General features: G+C 72.9%; 19 protein-coding genes. 10 read left to right on the top strand and 9 right to left on the bottom strand.

All coding sequences use genetic code 11. The features are described from left to right. Positions 1-56 precede the first annotated feature (56 nt). The 4 genes from AC07DA_RS01730 to mscL all read left to right on the top strand — a co-directional run bounded on the left by AC07DA_RS01730 (position 57) and on the right by mscL (position 2,788). Positions 57-368 carry an FmdB family zinc ribbon protein gene (locus tag AC07DA_RS01730; protein WP_479123537.1) on the top strand — a complete coding sequence of 104 codons (312 nt, stop codon included), beginning with the start codon at positions 57-59 and terminating at the stop codon, positions 366-368. 78 nt (positions 369-446) lie between these two features. Further along, complete coding sequence (locus tag AC07DA_RS01725; RefSeq protein WP_479123535.1) at positions 447-1,352, top strand: S-methyl-5'-thioadenosine phosphorylase; 906 nt, start codon at positions 447-449, stop codon at positions 1,350-1,352. Positions 1,353-1,666: 314 nt separating this feature from the next. Then, entirely contained in the window at positions 1,667-2,176 is a 510-nt protein-coding gene (locus tag AC07DA_RS01720; protein ID WP_479123875.1) for a hypothetical protein, read from the top strand. A gap of 153 nt (positions 2,177-2,329) precedes the next feature. Then, a complete protein-coding gene (gene mscL, locus AC07DA_RS01715; RefSeq protein WP_479123534.1) occupies positions 2,330-2,788 on the top strand; it encodes a large conductance mechanosensitive channel protein MscL in 459 nt (152 codons plus the stop codon). Positions 2,789-2,858: 70 nt separating this feature from the next. Here mscL and AC07DA_RS01710 read toward each other — a convergent pair whose 3' ends face one another. Next, positions 2,859-3,038, bottom strand: a complete 180-nt coding sequence (locus AC07DA_RS01710; RefSeq protein WP_479123532.1) for a hypothetical protein — start codon at positions 3,036-3,038, stop codon at positions 2,859-2,861. A 247-nt stretch (positions 3,039-3,285) separates the two neighbouring features. On the opposite strand from AC07DA_RS01710, the gene AC07DA_RS01705 reads away from it, so the two are divergent. The 3 genes from AC07DA_RS01705 to AC07DA_RS01695 all read left to right on the top strand — a co-directional run bounded on the left by AC07DA_RS01705 (position 3,286) and on the right by AC07DA_RS01695 (position 6,870). Further along, positions 3,286-4,326, top strand: coding sequence for a P1 family peptidase (locus AC07DA_RS01705; RefSeq protein WP_479123530.1), 1,041 nt, complete (start codon positions 3,286-3,288; stop codon positions 4,324-4,326). 400 nt (positions 4,327-4,726) lie between these two features. Further along, positions 4,727-5,944 (top strand): L,D-transpeptidase, encoded by a 1,218-nt coding sequence (locus tag AC07DA_RS01700; RefSeq protein ID WP_479123528.1) that lies wholly within the window; start codon positions 4,727-4,729, stop codon positions 5,942-5,944. A 179-nt stretch (positions 5,945-6,123) separates the two neighbouring features. After that, positions 6,124-6,870 (top strand): DUF6227 family protein, encoded by a 747-nt coding sequence (locus tag AC07DA_RS01695; RefSeq protein WP_479123526.1) that lies wholly within the window; start codon positions 6,124-6,126, stop codon positions 6,868-6,870. Positions 6,871-6,886: 16 nt separating this feature from the next. Here AC07DA_RS01695 and AC07DA_RS01690 read toward each other — a convergent pair whose 3' ends face one another. The 5 genes from AC07DA_RS01690 to AC07DA_RS01670 form a co-directional block, all read right to left on the bottom strand. After that, complete coding sequence (locus tag AC07DA_RS01690) at positions 6,887-7,042, bottom strand: hypothetical protein (protein WP_479123525.1); 156 nt, start codon at positions 7,040-7,042, stop codon at positions 6,887-6,889. Positions 7,043-7,162: 120 nt separating this feature from the next. Then, positions 7,163-9,220, bottom strand: a complete 2,058-nt coding sequence (locus AC07DA_RS01685) for a PTS fructose transporter subunit IIABC (RefSeq protein ID WP_479123523.1) — start codon at positions 9,218-9,220, stop codon at positions 7,163-7,165. 151 nt (positions 9,221-9,371) lie between these two features. After that, complete coding sequence (gene pfkB, locus AC07DA_RS01680; RefSeq protein ID WP_479123521.1) at positions 9,372-10,319, bottom strand: 1-phosphofructokinase; 948 nt, start codon at positions 10,317-10,319, stop codon at positions 9,372-9,374. Further along, positions 10,316-11,077 carry a DeoR/GlpR family DNA-binding transcription regulator gene (locus AC07DA_RS01675; RefSeq protein ID WP_479123520.1) on the bottom strand — a complete coding sequence of 254 codons (762 nt, stop codon included), beginning with the start codon at positions 11,075-11,077 and terminating at the stop codon, positions 10,316-10,318. Before AC07DA_RS01675 ends, pfkB begins: the two co-directional genes overlap by 4 nt. 181 nt (positions 11,078-11,258) lie before the next feature. Then, on the bottom strand, positions 11,259-12,755 hold the full coding sequence (locus AC07DA_RS01670; protein ID WP_479123519.1) for an MFS transporter: 1,497 nt from the start codon (positions 12,753-12,755) through the stop codon (positions 11,259-11,261). 62 nt (positions 12,756-12,817) lie between these two features. Between AC07DA_RS01670 and AC07DA_RS01665 the strand changes: the two genes are divergently transcribed. Next, a complete protein-coding gene (locus tag AC07DA_RS01665) occupies positions 12,818-13,789 on the top strand; it encodes a helix-turn-helix transcriptional regulator (protein WP_479123518.1) in 972 nt (323 codons plus the stop codon). A gap of 9 nt (positions 13,790-13,798) precedes the next feature. On the opposite strand, the gene AC07DA_RS01660 is transcribed toward AC07DA_RS01665, so the two are convergent. Next, positions 13,799-14,575 carry a TetR/AcrR family transcriptional regulator gene (locus AC07DA_RS01660; protein ID WP_479123516.1) on the bottom strand — a complete coding sequence of 259 codons (777 nt, stop codon included), beginning with the start codon at positions 14,573-14,575 and terminating at the stop codon, positions 13,799-13,801. A gap of 416 nt (positions 14,576-14,991) precedes the next feature. After that, positions 14,992-15,990 (bottom strand): sigma-70 family RNA polymerase sigma factor, encoded by a 999-nt coding sequence (locus AC07DA_RS01655; RefSeq protein WP_479123514.1) that lies wholly within the window; start codon positions 15,988-15,990, stop codon positions 14,992-14,994. A gap of 204 nt (positions 15,991-16,194) precedes the next feature. Between AC07DA_RS01655 and AC07DA_RS01650 the strand changes: the two genes are divergently transcribed. Beyond that, on the top strand, positions 16,195-16,731 hold the full coding sequence (locus AC07DA_RS01650) for an N-acetyltransferase family protein (RefSeq protein ID WP_479123513.1): 537 nt from the start codon (positions 16,195-16,197) through the stop codon (positions 16,729-16,731). Here AC07DA_RS01650 and AC07DA_RS01645 read toward each other — a convergent pair. After that, a complete protein-coding gene (locus tag AC07DA_RS01645) occupies positions 16,719-17,504 on the bottom strand; it encodes a dioxygenase family protein (RefSeq protein WP_479123511.1) in 786 nt (261 codons plus the stop codon). The two genes, AC07DA_RS01650 and AC07DA_RS01645, sit on opposite strands and share 13 nt — an antisense overlap. Positions 17,505-17,589: 85 nt before the next feature. On the opposite strand from AC07DA_RS01645, the gene AC07DA_RS01640 reads away from it, so the two are divergent. Then, positions 17,590-18,123: a MarR family winged helix-turn-helix transcriptional regulator gene (locus AC07DA_RS01640; RefSeq protein ID WP_479123509.1), complete on the top strand. Its 534-nt coding sequence runs from the start codon at positions 17,590-17,592 to the stop codon at positions 18,121-18,123. The last annotated feature ends 18 nt before the right edge of the window (positions 18,124-18,141 follow it).

The following is an 18,141-nucleotide window of genomic DNA, read 5'->3' as shown; positions in this document are numbered from 1 at the left end:
ACGTCACTATGGAGCGTCGTTAGCACTCATCGAGTGAGAGTGCCAGGAGGAAGACAGTGCCCACCTACCAGTACCAGTGCACCGAGTGCGGCGAGGGCCTCGAGGCGGTGCAGAAGTTCACCGACGACGCCCTGACCGAGTGCCCCAGCTGCCAGGGCCGCCTGAAGAAGGTGTTCTCGGCGGTCGGCATTGTCTTCAAGGGCTCCGGCTTCTACCGGAACGACAGCCGCGGCTCCTCGTCCAGCAGCTCCCCGGCGTCGAAGTCGTCGAGCTCTTCCTCGACCTCGGACTCCGGCTCGTCGAGCTCGTCGAGTGCGTCGTCGAGTGCCGGCAGCAGCTCCACGAGCAGCAGCACCACCGCCGCGTAAGGCCTGATCCTCACGGGACCCCGTCGCCCTCCCGGCGACGGGGTCCTCGGCGTTCCCGGGTGCGGTTAGGGTGCGGGCATGGCGAACAACGCGAACGCGACGGCCTCGACGGACTCTGCGGGCAGGGGTGGTGCGGAGAGCGCGGGAAGCGCGGCGAGCGCCGGGATCGGCGTCATCGGGGGTTCCGGGTTCTACTCCTTCCTCGACGACGTGACCGAGGTCCGGGTCGACACCCCGTACGGGCCGCCCAGCGACTCCCTCTTCCTCGGCGAGGTCGCCGGCCGGCGGGTCGCCTTCCTGCCCCGGCACGGCCGCAGCCACCACCTGCCGCCGCACCGGATCAACTACCGGGCCAACCTGTGGGCGCTGCGCTCGGTCGGCGTGCGCCAGGTGCTCGCCCCCTGCGCGGTGGGCGGGCTGCGCCCCGAGTACGGGCCGGGCACACTGCTGGTGCCGGACCAGCTGGTCGACCGCACCAAGTCCCGCGCGAACTCCTACTTCGACGGGCTGCCGCTGCCCGACGGCACGGTGCCGAACGTCGTGCACGTGTCGCTGGCCGACCCCTACTGCCCCACCGGGCGGGCCGTCGCCCTGAAGGCGGCACGCGGGCGGGACTGGGCTCCGGTGGACGGCGGCACGCTGGTCGTGGTCGAGGGGCCGCGCTTCTCGACCCGCGCCGAATCGCTGTGGCACCAGGCGCAGGGCTGGTCGGTGGTGGGCATGACCGGCCATCCCGAGGCGGCGCTCGCCCGTGAACTGGAGCTCTGCTACACGTCGCTGACGCTGGTCACCGACCTCGACGCCGGTGCGGAGACCGGCGAGGGCGTCTCGCACGACGAGGTGCTGCGGGTGTTCGCGGCGAACGTCGACCGGCTGCGCGGGGTGCTGTTCGACGCGGTGGCCGGGCTGCCGGAGTCGGACGAGCGGGACTGTCTGTGTGTGAGTGCGCTGGGTGGGATGGATCCGGGGTTCGCGTTGCCGTAGACGGGCGTCGCCGGAGGGACCCGGAGCAGGCCGGAGCAGGCCGGAGGGGGCCGGAGCGGGCCGGAGGGGGTCGGAGCGGGCCGGAGGGGGTCGGGCTGGCCAGGGCGTGGGGGTGGAACCTGTCGTTCGGGTGAGGGGGTTGTCCACAGCCCGGCGGTGCGTCCACAGGTCTGAGCGGGGCTCGGGGGGACGCCTCATCGTGGGGAGCGCAAGCCGGTCCCTCGTCGCAGGTGGTGGTCCCCGTGTCCCTCGCTCCGTCCTCCCCGCTCCGCACCCCGCCGTCCTGGTCGGCCTCGCTCCCGCCCGGGCCCGAGGTGCCGGCGGCGCGAGAGGTGCCGCGGTTCGCACCCGTGCGGGTGAGCGGCGGCCGCGGCCGGCTCCTGCGCAACCGTCGGCGGGCCCTGGCCGTGGGGCTCGCGGTCACCGCGACCGCGCTGGTGGCGGCCGGACCCCGGGGCGCCGAGGGAGCCCGTGGGCACCCCCGGGCCGAGCCCCCCGCGCACGCCACGCGGGTGTCCGGGGAGCAACCCGCGCGCACGCGGTCCGCCGCACGGGCCGTGACGGCCCCGGTCCGGATCGCCGACGCCGCGACCGTACGGCTGCTGCGGCCCGGCGACCGGGTCGACGTCATCGCCGCCGACCAGACGGCGGCGGGCGGGGACGCCCGGGTCGTCGCCCGCGGAGCCAGGGTGACCGAGGTGCCGGAGCCGGTGGAGGGCGCCTCCGACGGCGGGGCGCTGATCGTGCTGTCGGTGCCGCGTGCCACCGCCGCCCGGCTGGCGGGCGCGAGCGCCACCGCACGGCTGGCGGTGACGCTGTGGTGACCGCCGCCGCGAGTGCGGTGGGTGCGGTACCGCGGCGCGTGGTTCGAGCACGTCCCTCGTGGGAGGCACCCAGGTGCTCGCTTCGGTCCAACGGTGCCGTAGGTTGCGGAGCGTTTTCTTCCACGAGCTGCGCGTACGAGGAGAGGCCCCCAGGTGAGCGAGAAGAAGGAACCGAGCGTCTGGGAGGGCTTCAAGGCCTTCCTGATGCGCGGGAACGTCGTCGATCTGGCGGTGGCGGTGGTGATCGGTGCCGCCTTCACCAACATCGTCAACGCCGTGGTGAAGGGAATCATCAACCCGGTCGTCGGCGCCATCGGGACCAAGAACCTCGACCACTACAGCTCCTGCCTGAGCACGACCTGCGAGGGCGAGAAGGGCATCCAGATCCTGTGGGGCTCCGTCCTCGGCGCCACCCTGAGCTTCGTGATCACGGCAGCGGTCGTCTATTTCCTGATGGTCCTGCCCATGGCGAAGTACCTGGCGCGGGTGGAGGCCCGCCGGAAGGCGAAGGAGGGCACGCAGGAGGTCATCGAGGTGACCGAGCTGGAGGTCCTGAAGGAGATCCGGGACGCCCTGGTCGCGCAGCGCGGCTCGGGGCACGACCGGCGGTAGCGCTCGGGACGGCGGTCCGGGTGCCGCTCACGGCGGCCGGTTCCCCGCGGCCGGCGGCCGGCCGGATGCCTCAGAGGTGGTGCGGCGGCTTCTCGTCGAGGAAGCGTCTGAGGTCGGCCGCGCCCCCGCCGGAGTCGGTGCGCTCGCCCCAGCCGCGGTCGGTGTCGTCGGAGGACTGCTGGTCGAGAGGGTCGTCGAAGACCAGCGCGGGCTTCGGCGCACGGGGCTCGGGGTCGGGGGCGGAGCTCATGCGTCCAGGGTACGGTCGCGGAGAAAATCCCGGCGCCTTCTGTCGTGCTGGGAATCATGATCTCCGTTCCTGGGTGACTGGGCGGTGCTCGCGGCGGGCCTGGTGTGCGCGCTGTCGGCGGTCGTGGGAGAGACGCCGGCGACGCGACCGGCGAGAGGACCCACGCGGCTTCCGGCCGGGCAGCCTGAGACGGCACCTGCCGGTTCGGGCATCCGCGCGGGCCGCCCTCTGGACGAGACTGTGCGCCATGACAGTCGAGGCTCGGATGGACGCTCTGACGGATGTGGCCGGTCTGCGGGTGGGTCACGCGACCCGCGCCGGCGACGGCTGGCTCACCGGCACCACGGTGGTCCTCGCCCCGGAGGGCGGGGCCGTGGCCGCCGTGGACGTACGGGGCGGCGGTCCCGGCACCAAGGAGACGGACGCGCTGGACCCGCGCAACGTGGTGCGCAAGGTCGAGGCGGTGGTCCTGACCGGCGGCAGCGCGTACGGGCTCGACGCGGCGTCGGGGGTGATGGCCTGGCTGGAGGAACGGGGACGCGGGATCCGGGTCGGGGCGGACCCGGCGCACGTGGTGCCGGTGGTGCCCGCGGCGTGCGTCTTCGATCTGGGGCGCGGCGGCGACTTCAGGGCCCGGCCCGACGCGGCCCTGGGGCGGGCGGCGGTCGAGGCGGCCGCGGCGAGCCAGCCGGGCGCGCCGGTGCCGCAGGGCTGTGTGGGCGCGGGCACGGGCGCGGTCGTCGGAGTGGTGAAGGGCGGCGTCGGCAGCGCGAGCACGGTGCTCGGCTCCGGGGTCACGGTGGCGGCACTGGCGGTGGCCAACGCGGCGGGTTCCGTGCTGGATCCGGAAACGGGGGTGCTGTACGGGGAGTTGTTCCAAGGGCGGGTCGTGTACCCGCCGCCGGAGGTGCACGAGGCAGCGCGGCGGCGGCTCGCCGAGACGTCCGCGCGGAGCACGCCTCCGCCGCTGAACACCACGCTCGCCGTGGTCGCCACGGACGCGGACCTGACGAAGGCGCAGGCGCAGAAGCTGGCCGGCACGGCCCACGACGGCATCGCCCGCGCGGTGCGGCCGGTGCATCTCCTGAACGACGGGGACACGGTGTTCGCGCTGGCGACGGGCGACCGCGCCCTGGAGGCCACCGACCCCCTCGCGCTCAACGAGGTCCTCGCGGCGGGTGCGGACGTCGTGACGCGGGCGATCGTGCGCGCCGTGCGGGCCGCCGGGTCGGTCGACGGGCCGGGCGGGACGTGGCCGGCGTACGGCGAGTTGTACCCGGGGGGCTGAACGGGCCGTCCACGCGCGGCGATGCGTCCGGGCGGGCCCGCGCACGGCGATAGGCCTCAGCGCACGGCGTGAGCCCAGGCACGGTGGTGAGCCCACGCACGGTGGTGGGCCCTCAGCGCACGGCGACGCGTCCGCGCACGGTGGTGGGCCCGCGCACGACGGTGTGCCCTCAGCACACGGCGTGAGCCCACGCACGGTGGCGAGCCCAGGCACGGTGGCGAGCCCACGCACGGTGGTGGGCTGTCCGCACGCGGCGATGGCATGGCGGGACCGGACTTTGTCGCGGTTCTGTCACGTGACGGCGTTCACCGCGCACGGACGGAACCCGACCGGACGCCGGTCCCCTCTTCTCCCACGTACTGGAGCGGATCACGCACATCAGACGAACTGGGGGCAGCCCGTGACAACGCCGGACATTGCAGCGCGGCGCGTACTGGGGGCCTGTGCCGCCCTGGTGGTCGGCGCCCTGACGCTCACCGCGTGCGGTGGCAGTGCCAACGCCGAGGGCGACGGGAAGGGCGGCGAGGGCGCCGCCAAGACGTCCGTGGCCAGGATCGCCATCTCGGCGGAGGACGGTTCGACCGACGCGTCCATCAACAGGACCGGCGTGAAGGTCAGCGACGGCAGGCTGACGGACGTGAAGATGACGGTGGCCGGCAGCGGGCAGGCCGTACCGGGCTCGCTCTCCGCCGACGGCACGGTGTGGAAGCCGAAGGAGCAGCTGGAGCGCGGGACGAAGTACCGGATATCCGCGACCGCCAAGGACGCCGACGGCCGGACGGCCGCGGCCAACTCCATCTTCACGACGGTCACGTCGTCGAACAGCTTCATCGGGACGTACACGCCGGACAACGGCACCACGGTCGGCGTGGGCATGCCGGTGTCGTTCACCTTCGACAAGGCGATCACCGACCGCAAGGCCGTGCAGTCGCACATCTCGGTCACGTCCAGCAGCGGGCAGAAGGTGGTCGGGCACTGGTTCAACGGGCAGCGGCTCGACTTCCGGCCCGAGGAGTACTGGAAGGCCGGGTCCAAGGTCACGATGAAGATCGACCTGGACGGGGTGGAGGGCGCGAACGGCGTCTTCGGCGTGCAGAAGAAGACGGTCACCTTCACCGTCGGGCGCTCGCAGGTCTCGACGGTCGACGCGAACACGCAGACCATGACGGTCGTGCGGGACGGCAAGACGGTCAGGTCGGTCCCGATCTCGGCGGGCAGCCCGGAACACACCACGTACAACGGGCAGATGGTGATCTCCGAGAAGTTCGTGCAGACGCGGATGAACAGCCGGACGGTCGGGCTGGGCGGGGAGTACGACATCCCGGACGTGCCGCACGCGATGCGCCTGACGACGTCCGGGACGTTCCTCCACGGCAACTACTGGTACAACAAGGGCAATCCGCCCTTCGGCCGCCAGGGCACCAGCCACGGCTGCGTCGGCCTCGCGGACGTCCGGGGCGCCGGGGGCAGCACGCCCGCCAAGTGGTTCTACGACAACTCCCTCATCGGGGACGTGGTGATCGTGAAGAACTCGCCCGACAAGACGGTGGCGCCGGACAACGGGCTCAACGGATGGAACATGGCCTGGAGCCAGTGGGCCGCGGGCAGCGCCTCCTGAGCTCCGGAACCACCGCTTCAACAGGGGTTTTTGACGAACCGGCCGGGCCGCGCGGGAACATTTCGCGCGGCCCGCGCGTTTTCCTGCACGTACGTTTTCTCGGTTCCCGGACATGATGTCCGACCGAGGGGCTACGGTATGCACCCACAAGGTGACATGCAGCAACGCCGGGAGAAACCTTGAGCGTTCCGTACGAGACGGCAGCGTACGAACCCCATGACTCGCCCGAGTCTCCGGAGGAGCACCTCGCGCGACTCCTCGGCCGCGCCCTGAACTCCTTCGAGCTACCGGACGAGACGATAAGGCGGCTGGACTGCGCGCTGGCGCACGACGGTTCGCTGCACTCCGCGCACCACAGCGCGGGCCTGCACCGGGAGACGTACCGGCACACGTGGCTGCTGGCCGACGGCTCGTCGCTCACGCTCTGGGAGCTCGTCCACAACACCGCGCCGGGCAGCGAGCCGCAGCACGAGGTGTACGTCGACGAGGAGGAGCTGCGCGCGGCGACCTCACGGCTCCCGCTGCCGCCGGACACGCCGGACTTCGAGCTGCCGGTGACGGTGCAGCTGTCCCCGGCCCTCACACCCCGGCCCTCCTACGCGGCGGAGGACTCGGCGGACCACGCGCGCCGTTTACTGCGCCGGGCGGAGAACACGGACCGGCCGGGCGCGGAGACGGCGGCCCGGCTGGCCACGGCGTCCGGCCACCAGATCACGCAGGCCTTCGGCCGCCCCTGCCGTGCGGGCCGGGTCGGTCTGGGCTTCACGCTCTACGAGCACGCGTTCCTGCTGCGCGACGGCGAGGAGCTGTCCCTGTGGGAGGTCGAGCACACGGCGACACCGGACGGGCGGCACATGTGCGAGGTGTACCTCAGCGAGGACGCGGCGCGTGAGGCGATGGAGCGGCGGGCGGCGCAGTCGTCGTAGCGCGCCCCGGCGCGGTTCAGCGGTCTGTGCCGAGGTGGCGGACCAGTTCCGCGAAGGCGTCCTGCTCCTCGGGGCTCAGTTCCACGGACTCCGCCCGGGAGCCCGTCTGCCGCTGCTGCGGGAGGGCGGGGAGGGAGTGGCCCTCGGGCCACCGAAAGACGTGATCGGGCATGCGCCCCAGTAGACACCACGGCCCGGGACATCGGTCCCGGGCCGTGATTTTCGTGATCTATCTCGCAGGCGGCATGAACAGCTCACACCCCCCGAAAGGGACGTCCCGCGGCGGGTCTCGTCAGGCCGCCACCGGCTGCTTCCGCTCCGCGGCGGGGGTTGCGGTGCTCTGGCCGGGGGCCGCGCCGGTGCCGGGGGCGGGCTTGCGCAGGCCCTTCAGGAGGACGACCAGGGCGGTGGTGACGCAGACGCCCGCGGCGATGGCGACCAGGTAGAGCAGCGGGTTGCCGATCAGCGGGACCACGAAGATGCCGCCGTGCGGGGCGCGCAGGGTGGCGCCGAAGGCCATCGACAGGGCGCCGGTGAGGGCGCCGCCCGCCATCGAGGCGGGGATGACGCGCAGCGGGTCGGCCGCGGCGAAGGGGATCGCGCCCTCGGAGATGAAGGAGGCGCCGAGCACCCAGGCGGCCTTGCCGTTCTCGCGTTCGGTCTGTGTGAAGAGCTTGCCGCGCACGGTCGTCGCCAGGGCCATGGCCAGCGGCGGCACCATACCGGCGGCCATCACCGCGGCCATGATCTTCATCGCCGAGTCGCTGGGGCTGGCGACGGCGATGCCGGCGGTGGCGAAGGTGTAGGCGACCTTGTTGACGGGGCCGCCGAGGTCGAAGCACATCATCAGGCCGAGGAGGGCGCCGAGCAGGATGGCGTTGGAGCCGGACAGGCCGTTCAGCCAGTCGGTCATGCCCTTCTGGGCCTCGGCGATGGGCTTGCCGATGACCACGAACATCAGGAACCCGACGATCGCCGAGGAGACCAGCGGGATCACCACCACCGGCATGATGCCGCGCATCGCCGCCGGGATCCGCACCTTCTGGATCGCGATGACCACGGCGCCGGCGATGAGGCCGGCGGCCAGACCGCCCAGGAAGCCCGCGTTGATGGTGAGCGAGATCGCCCCGCCGACGAAGCCGGGCACCAGGCCGGGCCGGTCGGCCATGCCGTAGGCGATGTAGCCGGCCAGGACGGGGACGAGGAAGCCGAAGGCGACGCCGCCGATCTGGAAGAGCAGGGCCGCCCAGCTGTCGGCCTGCGTCCAGGTGAAGTGGTCCATCACCGACGGAGCCTTGTTGATCTCGTATCCGCCGATCGCGAAGCCGAGGGCGATCAGCAGGCCGCCCGCCGCGACGAACGGGACCATGTAGCTGACGCCGGACATCAGCCACTTGCGCAGCTTGGTGCCGTAGCCCTCGCCGGACTCGCCGGAGCGCTCCACGGGGGTGGCCGGGGCGGAGCCGGAGGTGACCTCGCCCCGGGCGGCCTTCGCGCGGACCTCGGCGATGAGCTCGGCGGGGCGGTTGATGCCCGCCTTCACGCCCACGTCGACGGTCGGCTTGCCGGCGAAGCGTTCCTTCTCCCGTACGGGCACGTCGTGGGCGAAGATCACGGCGTCGGCCGCCGCGATGACCTGCGGGTCGAGCCGGGTGAAGCCGGCCGACCCCTGCGGCTCGACGGTGAGTTCGACGCCCGCCTCGCGGCCGGCGTTCTCCAGCGACTCGGCCGCCATGTAGGTGTGGGCGATGCCGGTGGGGCAGGACGTGACGGCGACGATGCGGAACGGGCGGTCCTCGCCCGCGGCGGTGCCGTCGCCGCCCCCGCCGGTGACCGTGGCGGCGGCGGGAGAGGCCGCTCCCGCCGACGCCACGGGGTCTTCGCCGGCCGCCTCGGCGGGCGCCGCCGGCTCGTCGCCGCGGATCAGCGCCGCCGCGGCCGCCGGGTCGCCCACCGCGCGCAGGGCGTCGGTGAACTCGCTGTTCATCAGTTGCCGGGCCAGGGACGACAGGATCGTCAGGTGGGCGTCGTCGGCGCCGGCCGGGGCGGCGATCAGGAAGATCAGGTCGGCGGGGCCGTCCGCCGCGCCGAAGTCGATCCCGGCCGCGCTGCGCCCGAAGGCGAGCGTCGGCTCGGTGACGTGCTCGCTGCGGCAGTGCGGGATGCCGATGCCGCCGTCGAGGCCGGTCGGCATCTGGGCCTCGCGGGCGGCCACGTCGGCGAGGAAACCGTCCAGGTCGGTCACCCGGCCCAGGGCCACCATGCGCTCGGCGAGGGCACGGGCCGCCGCTTCCTTGGTGTCGGCGGACAGGTCGAGGTCGACCAGCTCCGCCGTGATCATGTCGCTCATCGCGGGCTCCTTAGCACGCGTATCGCCCGGTCGGTGGGGTGGGCGGGAAGGGGGACGGGGGTGGGGTGGGGGGTGGGGGTGGCGGGGGCGGCGGACGGTAACGGGGAGGTCCGCCGCCGTCCGGACGCCGGTGGCCGCTGCGGGACGTGGGTCATGACACCGGCTCCTTCAGCGCACGGTCCGCGGGCAGGTCGGCCGTGACCGTCACCGCCGCGGGATCCAGGTCGGACGGCGTGGGCATGACGCTGCCGGGCAGCTGGACGGCCGCCGCGCCGTGGGCGACCGCGGAGGCGAGCGCCTCGGGGCCGCCCCCGCCGGCGATCAGGAAACCGGCGAGGGAGGAGTCGCCGGCGCCGACGTTGCTGCGGACGGCGTCCACCCGGGCGCTGCCGAACCAGGCGCCTTGTTCCGACACGAGCAGCTGCCCGTCCGCGCCGAGGCTGGCGAGGACGGCCCTGGCCCCCATCTCGCGCAGCTCCTCGGCCGCCTTGACGGCGTCACCGACGGTGGCGAGGGGGCGGCCGACGGCCCCGGACAGTTCCTCGGCGTTGGGCTTGACGACGTCGGGGCGCTCGCGCAGGGCGGCGAGCAGGGCGGGCCCGGAGGTGTCCAGGGCGATCCGGGCACCGGCGGCGTGGGTGCGGGCGACCAGCTCGGCGTACCAGGAGGGGGCGAGGCCGCGCGGGAGGCTGCCGCAGCAGGCGATCCAGGAGGCGTCGCGGGACTGCCGCCGCACGGTCTCCAGGAGGAGTTCCCGTTCGGCATCGGTCAGTTCCGGGCCGGGCGCGTTGATCTTCGTCAGGACGCCGTCGGCCTCGGCCAGGGCGATGTTGGAGCGGGTGGCCCCGGCGACCGGGACCGGGGCGACCTCGATGCCCTGCTGGTCGAGCAGGTCGGCGACGAGCGCGCCCGGGGCACCGCCGAGCGGCAGGACGGCCACCGTGCGCTGCCCGGCGGCGGCGACCGCGCGCGAGACGTTCACGCCCTTGCCGCCCGGGTCCATCCGCTCGCCGGTGGCGCGGATGACCTCGCCGCGGTCGAGGGACGGCACCTCGTAGGTGCGGTCCAGGGAGGGGTTGGGGGTGACGGTGAGGATCATGCGCGCACTACTTCCGTGCCGCCGCGCTCGATCGCGACGGCGTCTTCGGGGCTCAGCCCGCTGTCGGTGATCAGCAGGTCCACGTCGCTCAGGTCGCCGAAGCGGGCGAAGTGCTCCTGGCCGTGCTTGGAGGAGTCGGCCAGCAGCACCACGCGGCGGGCGGCGGCCACGGCCGCGCGCTTCACGGCGGCCTCGGCGAGGTCGGGGGTGGTCAGGCCGTGTTCGGCGGAGAAGCCGTTGGCGGCCACGAACAGCACGTCGGCGCGGATCTCGCCATAGGCCCGCAGCGCCCAGGCGTCCACGGCGGCGCGGGTGCGGTGCCGTACCCGGCCGCCGACGAGGTGGAGCTGGATGCCGGGATGGTCGGCGAGGCGGGCCGCGATGGGCAGGCTGTGCGTGACGACGGTGAGGGAGGCCTCCAGCGGGAGGGCGGCGGCCATGCGGGCCACCGTCGTACCGGCGTCGAGGATCATCGTGCCCTCGGTGGGCAGTTCCGCCAGGGCGGCCTTGGCGATGCGGTCCTTCTCGTCGGCGGCCGTGGTCTCGCGCTCGGCGAGGTCCGGCTCGAAGTCGAGGCGTCCGGCCGGGATGGCCCCGCCGTGCACCCGGCGGACCAGTCCGGCGCGGTCGAGGGCCTTCAGGTCCCGGCGGATCGTCTCCGCCGTCACCTGGAACTCCTCGGCCAGTGACACGACGTCCACGCGGCCGCCGTCACGGGCCAGCCGGAGGATCTCCTGCTGCCGTTCCGGTGCGTACATGTCCGTTCGCCTCCGCCTCATGCCCGAACGTGTGGTTTCAGCGGGAGGCTACGCCGAGATGTCCGGGAAGTAAACAGGTTCGGACCCAATCGGGCATGATCAGAAATACGCGAGGGCGTCGGCGCACACGAAACGGGCCCGGCACCCCAGGTGCCGGGCCCGTCCCCCGCCGTCGGACCGGTCAGACCAGTGCCGGTCGCTGTTCCTCCCGCCCGGCCGGTGCCTGCTCCCCCTCGACGTGCTGCGCGGGCCGCTCCGGCAGCGCGAACATCAGCAGGAAGATGGCGCCCAGGACCGCGGCCACCCAGCCCAGCGCGTTCTGGAAGGCGTCCGCGAAGGCCGGTCCCACCTGCTCCGGGCGCAGGTGCTCGGCGATCGTGCCGAAGAAGACCACCGAGACCAGTCCGAGCCCGAGCGCGTTGCCCATCTGCTGCACGGTGTTGATCAGGCCGGAGGCCGAACCGGAGTGCTCGCGCGGCACCTCGGACAGGATCGCGTCGGTCAGCGGCGCGACGATGAGTCCCATGCCGACGCCCATCACGACGAGCGGAAGGGCCATCTGCCACGGGGTGATCGCGAGGCCGTAGTGGCCGGACTCCCAGATGTAGAGCAGCACCCCGGCCGCCATCACCAGCGCGCCCGCCTGGAGCACCTTGCGTCCGAAGCGCGGCACCAGCATCTGCACCGACATCCCCGCGGCCGCCGACACGACGATCGAGAACGGCACCCCGGTCAGCCCGGCCTTCAGCGGGCTCCAGCCCAGCCCGATCTGCATGTACAGCGTCCACACCAGGAAGAACACGCCGAGCGCGACACCGAAGACGGTCTGCACGGCGATCCCCGCCGCGAAGCTCTTGACCTTGAACAGGGACAGTTCCACCAGGGGCGAGCCGTCCCGCGCGGCCTTGCGCCGCTCGTACGCCACCAGCGCCGCGAGGACCACCAGCGAGCCGGCCATCGACAGGTGCCCCCACAGCGGCCAGCCGAGCTCCCGGCCGCGGGTGAGCGGGTAGATCAGCATCAGCAGGCCCAGCGTGACCAGCGCGACGCCCACGAGGTCGAGCCTCAGGGCCCGCGGCGCCTTGGACTCGGTGATGAAACGACCGCCGAGCAGCAGGCCCGCGATGCCGACGGGCAGGTTGATCAGGAAGATGGAGCGCCACTCCCAGCCGAACAGGTTCCACTCGGTCAGCAGCGCGCCGAGCAGCGGGCCGGACACGGCCCCGAGGCCGACGACCGCGCCGAACAGCCCGAACACCTTGCCCCGCTCGTGCGCCGGGAAGGTCGCGTGCACGATCGACAGCACCTGGGGCACCATCAGCGCGGCCATGCCGCCCTGCAGGAACCGCGAGGCGACCAGCATCTCGGGGTTCACCGCGAGGCCGCACAGCGCGGAGGCGACGGTGAAGCCCCCTATGCCGAGGAGGAAGACCCGCTTGCGGCCGTGGATGTCGCCGAGCCGTCCGCCGGTGATCAGGCCGGCGGCGAAGGCGAGGGCGTAACCGGCGGTGATCCACTGGATCTCGCTGAAGGACGCGCCCGCGTCCCGCTGGATGGACGGGATGGCGATGTTGACGATGGTCACGTCGACGAGGTCCATGAAGGCCGCGGTCATCACGATCGCGAGGGCGAACCAGCGGCGGCGGTCCGTGCCCGAAGGGGTCTCGGTGGAGTTCATAGTCGAGACCGTAGGACCCCACTAGGTCAGATCGTGTCCTAGTGGTGCGGCATCCTCGGACCATGACGACGGACACCCCGGCCCGGCTGCTGACGCTCCTCTCCCTCCTCCAGACGCCCCGCGAATGGCCCGGCGGCGAACTCGCCGACCGGCTCGGGGTCTCCCGCCGCACGGTCCGGCGCGACATCGACCGGCTGCGTGAACTCGGCTATCCCGTGCAGGCGACCAAGGGGTCGGACGGCGGCTACCGGCTCGTCGCCGGCAAGGCCATGCCGCCGCTCGTGCTCGACGACGAGGAGGCCGTGGCCATCGCGGTCGGCCTGCGCGCCGGGGCGGGGCACGCGGTGGAGGGCCTGGACGAGGCGTCGGTGCGGGCCCTGGCCAAGCTGGAGCAGGTGCTGCCCGGCCGGCTGCGCCACCGCGTGACCACGCTCCAGGCCGCGACCACCCCGCTGACCAGCGGGGACGGCCCCAGCATCGCGCCGGAGACGCTCACCGTCATGGCCTCGACGGTGGCCGGGCACGAACGGCTGCGCTTCGCCTACCGGGCCGCCGACGGCACCGCGTCACGGCGTCTGACGGAGCCGTACCGGCTGGTGTCGACGGGCCGCCGCTGGTACCTGGTGGCGTACGACCTCGACCGGGACGACTGGCGCACGTTCCGCGTCGACCGGATCAGCGAGCCGTTCGCCACCGGCGCCCGCTTCACCCCGCGCGAGCTGCCGACGGGGAACGCCGCCGAGTACCTGCGGCGGTCGATGCAGCGCCAGCAGCGCAGCTACGACTTCGAGGTCACGTTCGCCGCGCCGGCCGACTTCGTCGCCGCCCGGCTGCCGGGTTGGCTGGGCACGCCCGAGCCGGTGGACGAGCGCACGTGCCGGCTGCGCGGGTCGGTGGGGGACGCGCCCCAGTGGGTGGCGTTCCGGCTGGCCGTGCTGGAGTGCGACTTCAGGGTCCACGAGCCGCGCGAGCTGGTCGAGGCGGTACGGGGGCTGGGGGCCCGGCTGAGCCGGGCGGCCGGGGCGGGGGCGTAGCCGCCGCGGTCACGCCCCGAACGGGAAGTCGCGCAGTGCCGCGAGGTTGCGCAGCGCCAGTTCGGCCGGGCTCCCCGGCCCCTCCACCGGCCCGTCCCCCTCGGCCCACCCCTCCAGCGCGGTCCGTACGGCGGCGCTCGCGACGGCGGCGGCGAAGCGCAGCTCCGGGGTGTCGGCACGGCGTACGTCGGGGGCGTCGGCGAAGCGCGGGCCGGACGCGCCGGCGGAACGCGGCTCGGGCCTGTCGGCGGGGCCCAGGTCAGGGTCGTCGGCAACGTTGTCGACGCCGTCCGCCGCCGCGGGCCCGGCGGCGCCACCGGCACGTGTCACCCGTTCCGCCAGCGCCTCCCCCAGCGTGCGCTCCGCGTCCTGGCACACCTCCGCCCACACCCGGCGCAGCGACGGGTTGGCCGCGGCCAGCCGCAGCAGCGTGCGGACCCACTCCCAGGAGGAGGCGGAGACGCCGGCGCCCGGCGTGAGGGTGCGGCGGACCCCGTCCTCCAGGGCCTGTGCGACGCCCGCCGTCGCGGGCGCGGCCCGGACCGCCTCGATCCAGCGCTGCGCACCCGCGGCGTACAGCGGGGCGACGGCCTCCTCCTTGGTGGCGAAGTACCGGTAGAAGGTGCGCGGGGCGATGCCGGCGGTCTGGGCGATGTCCTCCGCGCGGGTGGCGCGCAGTCCGCGCCGCACGAAGAGGCCGGCCGCCGCCCGGGCGATCTCCATGCGTGTCTCGGCCTTGCGCCGCTCGGTCAGCGAGGCCTGCGGGGTCGGGGTGGTGCTGCTCACGCCCGGCAGGCTATGCCCATGTGACACAATCTGCCATCTGGCGGGCCACCCCGTGGTTCAGGTACGGGGTGGCCCGCCCTCCAGCGGCGCTTCGGCCGGGGGCGGCCCCGGCGCGCACAGAGAGAGCCGGGCCCCGGCGTCCGGGGGGAGGGACGCCGAAGCCCGGCCTTGGGAGAGTCCCGGCGCCGGGGGGAGTGCTCCGGGACTTGGCTCTGAGGGGCCAGGGGCGTGGCCCCGGGCCCGAACTGGTGGGCCCGGAAGTCTTGTTCCCGGCGCCCTGGGGGTTGAAGCGGCGTTACACCGCCATGTTTGCGCGGTCTTTCGCCACCCCGCGTACGCGGTGACCACCGGGCGCACACGAACCGTCGCCCAGGAGCCACGGCTCGTGCGCCGGGGCGATCAACGCTGATCGCCGGTCAGGCCGCCGCGTCGAACCCGGTGCTGCGGGCCAGCTTCTTCAGCTCCAGCAGCGCGTGCTTCTCGATCTGGCGGATGCGCTCGCGGGTCAGGCCGTGTTCCTTGCCCACCTCGGTCAGCGTGCGCTCGCGGCCGTCCTCGATGCCGTAGCGCATCTTGATGATGGAGGCCGTGCGCTGGTCGAGGCGGCCGATCAGGTCGTCGAGCTCCTCGCTGCGCAGCAGCGTGAGCACCGACTGCTCGGGCGACACCGCCGAGGTGTCCTCCAGGAGGTCGCCGAACTGGGTCTCGCCCTCGTCGTCCACCGACATGTTCAGCGAGACCGGGTCGCGGGCCCAGTCCAGCACGTCCGTGACGCGCTCCGGCGTGGAACCGAGCTCGGCGGCGATCTCCGCGGGCTCCGGGTCCCGGCCGTGCTCGCGGTTGAACTCGCGCTGCACACGGCGGATCCGGCCGAGCTCCTCCACGAGGTGGACGGGCAGGCGGATCGTGCGGGACTGGTCGGCTATCGACCGGGTGATGGCCTGGCGGATCCACCAGGTGGCGTACGTGGAGAACTTGAAGCCCTTGCGGTAGTCGAACTTCTCGACCGCGCGGACCAGGCCGGCGTTGCCCTCCTGGATCAGGTCCAGTAGCGGCAGGCCGCTGCGGGGGTAACGGCGGGCGACGGCGACGACCAGGCGGAGGTTGGAGCGGATGAACACGTCCTTGGCGCGCTCCGCCTCGGTGACCAGCGCTTCGAGCTCCTCGCGGGTCGCGTCCGTCTTGGTCTCCTCGTACCCGTCGAGGACCTGCCTCGCGAACACACCCGCCTCGATGACCTGCGACAGCTCGACTTCCTTGGCTGCGTCGAGCAGCGGTGTGCGCGCGATCTCGTCGAGATACATGCCGACCAGGTCGCGATCGGCGATCTCGCCGCCATGGGCGCGAACACTGCTTGCCGCGTCGGCCGTCTCGCCGGTGGCGGACTGACGACGGGCGACGGCACGGGTTGCCATGCGTGCTCCCTTGCGATGTGAGGTCAGCGGGTGGTCCTTCGGACGCCTGACTCCGTCTTCCGGACTCTCTCCGGACTCTCCTCGGGTGCCCTGCATCCGATGGAAACAACGACTGTAATCAGGACAGAATTCCCAACCGGCACCTCAATTTTTCTGATCATGCAGTACCCTGTCCGGCCACTGCCCGACCCAGGAGGAGACGCGATGCCGTCGGAACGTGCGGAGGTGCAGGTCAGACCGGGGGCCGAGGAGGACCTCCCGGCCCTCACGGCCCTCTACAACCACTACGTACGTGAGACGGCGATCACGTTCGACACCGCGATCTTCACTCCGGAGGAGCGCCGCCCTTGGCTGCTCTCCCACCCTGAAGACGGGCCGTACCGCCTGATGGTTGCCACCGACCGCCACTCGCGGGAGATCCTGGGCTACGTCACATCCAGCCCGTTCCGGCCCAAGCCGGCCTACGTGACCTCGGTGGAGACGACCGTGTACGTCGCCCCGGGCGCCGGCCGCCGGGGCATCGGCACGCTGCTGTACGAGGCGCTCTTCGCGGCCCTGTCGGGCGAGGACCTGCACCGCGCCTACGCGGGCATCGCCCAGCCGAACGAGGCGTCGGCCCGGCTGCACGAGCGCCTCGGCTTCCGGCACGTCGGCACCTACCGGGAGGTCGGCCGCAAGTTCGGGCGGTACTGGGACGTGGCCTGGTACGAGAAGCCGCTGCGGGGCGGTCAGCCGAACTGAACCGACCGCTTGGCCAGCCCCATCCAGAACCCGTCGATCACCGACTTCTGCGCGTCCAGCTCACCGGTGGCGTCGGCCGCGCCCAGGGTGACGAACAGCGGGGCGAAGTGCTCGGTGCGCGGGTGGGCGAGCCGTCCGGCGGGCGACTTGCGGGTGAAGTCGAGCAGGGCGTCCACGTCACGCGCCTCCAGCGCCCGCCGCCCCCAGTCGTCGAACTCGGCCGACCAGGCGGGGACGCCGCCCTGCCGGAGCGCGGCCAGGTTGTGGGTGAAGAAGCCTGAGCCGACGATCAGCACGCCCTCGTCCCGCAGCGGGGCCAGCCTGCGGCCGATCTCCAGCAGCCGGACCGGGTCGAGCGTCGGCATGGAGACCTGCAGGACCGGGATGTCGGCCTCCGGGTACATCTCGACCAGCGGGACGTACGCGCCGTGGTCGAGACCCCGGTCGGGAACGTCCTGGACGGGCGTTCCGGGGGCGCGCAGCAGCTTCCGTACGGACTCGGCGAGCTCCGGTGCGCCGGGGGCGTCGTACGTCACCCGGTAGTAGTGCTCGGGGAAGCCCCAGAAGTCGTGAACGAGGGGGACGGTCTCGGTGGCGCCGAGGGCGAGCGGGGCCTCCTCCCAGTGGGCGGAGACCATCAGGATCGCCCTGGGGCGGGGCAGGCCGGCGGACCAGGCCGCGAGCTCGCCGGGCCAGACCGGGTCGTCCGCCAGGGGCGGCGCGCCGTGGCTGAGGTACAGAGCGGGCATGCGCTCCTGAGTGGCGGCGGACATGCTGCGGCTCCTTCCGTCCGTGTACTTGAAAACTGTACGACGCACTTGTTTAAAGTTCAAGGAGAGTCCGCGTAGAGTGGAACCCATGAAGGCACCCGCATCCGCACCGGCAACCGGCTCCACCGCAAAGCCCCAGGAACCGCGCTGGCTCACCGACGAGGAGCAGCGCGTGTGGCGTTCGTTCATGGAGGGCGTCACCCTCCTCGACGACCATCTCGACCGTCAGCTCCAGCGCGACGCGGGCATGCCGCACGTCTACTACGGCCTGCTGGTCAAGCTCGCCGAGGCGCCGCGGCGGCGGCTGCGGATGACCGAGCTGGCGATGCTGGCGAAGATCACCCGCTCCCGCCTCTCGCACGCGATCGCGCGTCTGGAGAGAAACGGCTGGGTGCGCCGCGAGGACTGCCCCGACGACAAGCGGGGCCAGTTCGCCGTGCTGACGGACGAGGGCTACGAGGTGCTGCGGCAGACCGCGCCGGGCCATGTGGAGGCCGTGCGGCAGGCGGTCTTCGACCGGCTCAGCCCGGAACAGCAGAAGTCCCTCGGCGAGATCATGCGGATCATCGCCGAGGGACTCCAGCCGGCCGAAGCGGGTGCGGACCTGCCCTGGCTCCGCTGAGCCGGGGCAGGTCCTGGA

The organism is Streptomyces sp. NPDC044921 (assembly GCF_056432865.1).
Note: the sequence above shows the minus strand (reverse complement) of the source record. Positions and strands in the feature narration are given on the sequence as shown.

Bases quoted from the DNA above. Each gene is read 5' to 3' on its own strand.
- AC07DA_RS01670 (WP_479123519.1), bottom strand. From the start codon at position 12,755: ATGAACTCCACCGAGACCCCTTCGGGCACGGACCGCCGCCGCTGGTTC.
- AC07DA_RS01650 (WP_479123513.1), top strand. From the start codon at position 16,195: ATGCCGTCGGAACGTGCGGAGGTGCAGGTCAGACCGGGGGCCGAGGAG.
- AC07DA_RS01655 (WP_479123514.1), bottom strand. From the start codon at position 15,990: ATGGCAACCCGTGCCGTCGCCCGTCGTCAGTCCGCCACCGGCGAGACG.
- AC07DA_RS01685 (WP_479123523.1), bottom strand. From the start codon at position 9,220: ATGAGCGACATGATCACGGCGGAGCTGGTCGACCTCGACCTGTCCGCC.
- AC07DA_RS01665 (WP_479123518.1), top strand. From the start codon at position 12,818: ATGACGACGGACACCCCGGCCCGGCTGCTGACGCTCCTCTCCCTCCTC.
- AC07DA_RS01710 (WP_479123532.1), bottom strand. From the start codon at position 3,038: ATGAGCTCCGCCCCCGACCCCGAGCCCCGTGCGCCGAAGCCCGCGCTG.
- AC07DA_RS01725 (WP_479123535.1), top strand. From the start codon at position 447: ATGGCGAACAACGCGAACGCGACGGCCTCGACGGACTCTGCGGGCAGG.
- AC07DA_RS01645 (WP_479123511.1), bottom strand. From the start codon at position 17,504: ATGTCCGCCGCCACTCAGGAGCGCATGCCCGCTCTGTACCTCAGCCAC.
- AC07DA_RS01690 (WP_479123525.1), bottom strand. From the start codon at position 7,042: ATGCCCGATCACGTCTTTCGGTGGCCCGAGGGCCACTCCCTCCCCGCC.
- AC07DA_RS01640 (WP_479123509.1), top strand. From the start codon at position 17,590: ATGAAGGCACCCGCATCCGCACCGGCAACCGGCTCCACCGCAAAGCCC.
- AC07DA_RS01675 (WP_479123520.1), bottom strand. From the start codon at position 11,077: ATGTACGCACCGGAACGGCAGCAGGAGATCCTCCGGCTGGCCCGTGAC.
- AC07DA_RS01705 (WP_479123530.1), top strand. From the start codon at position 3,286: ATGACAGTCGAGGCTCGGATGGACGCTCTGACGGATGTGGCCGGTCTG.
- pfkB (WP_479123521.1), bottom strand. From the start codon at position 10,319: ATGATCCTCACCGTCACCCCCAACCCCTCCCTGGACCGCACCTACGAG.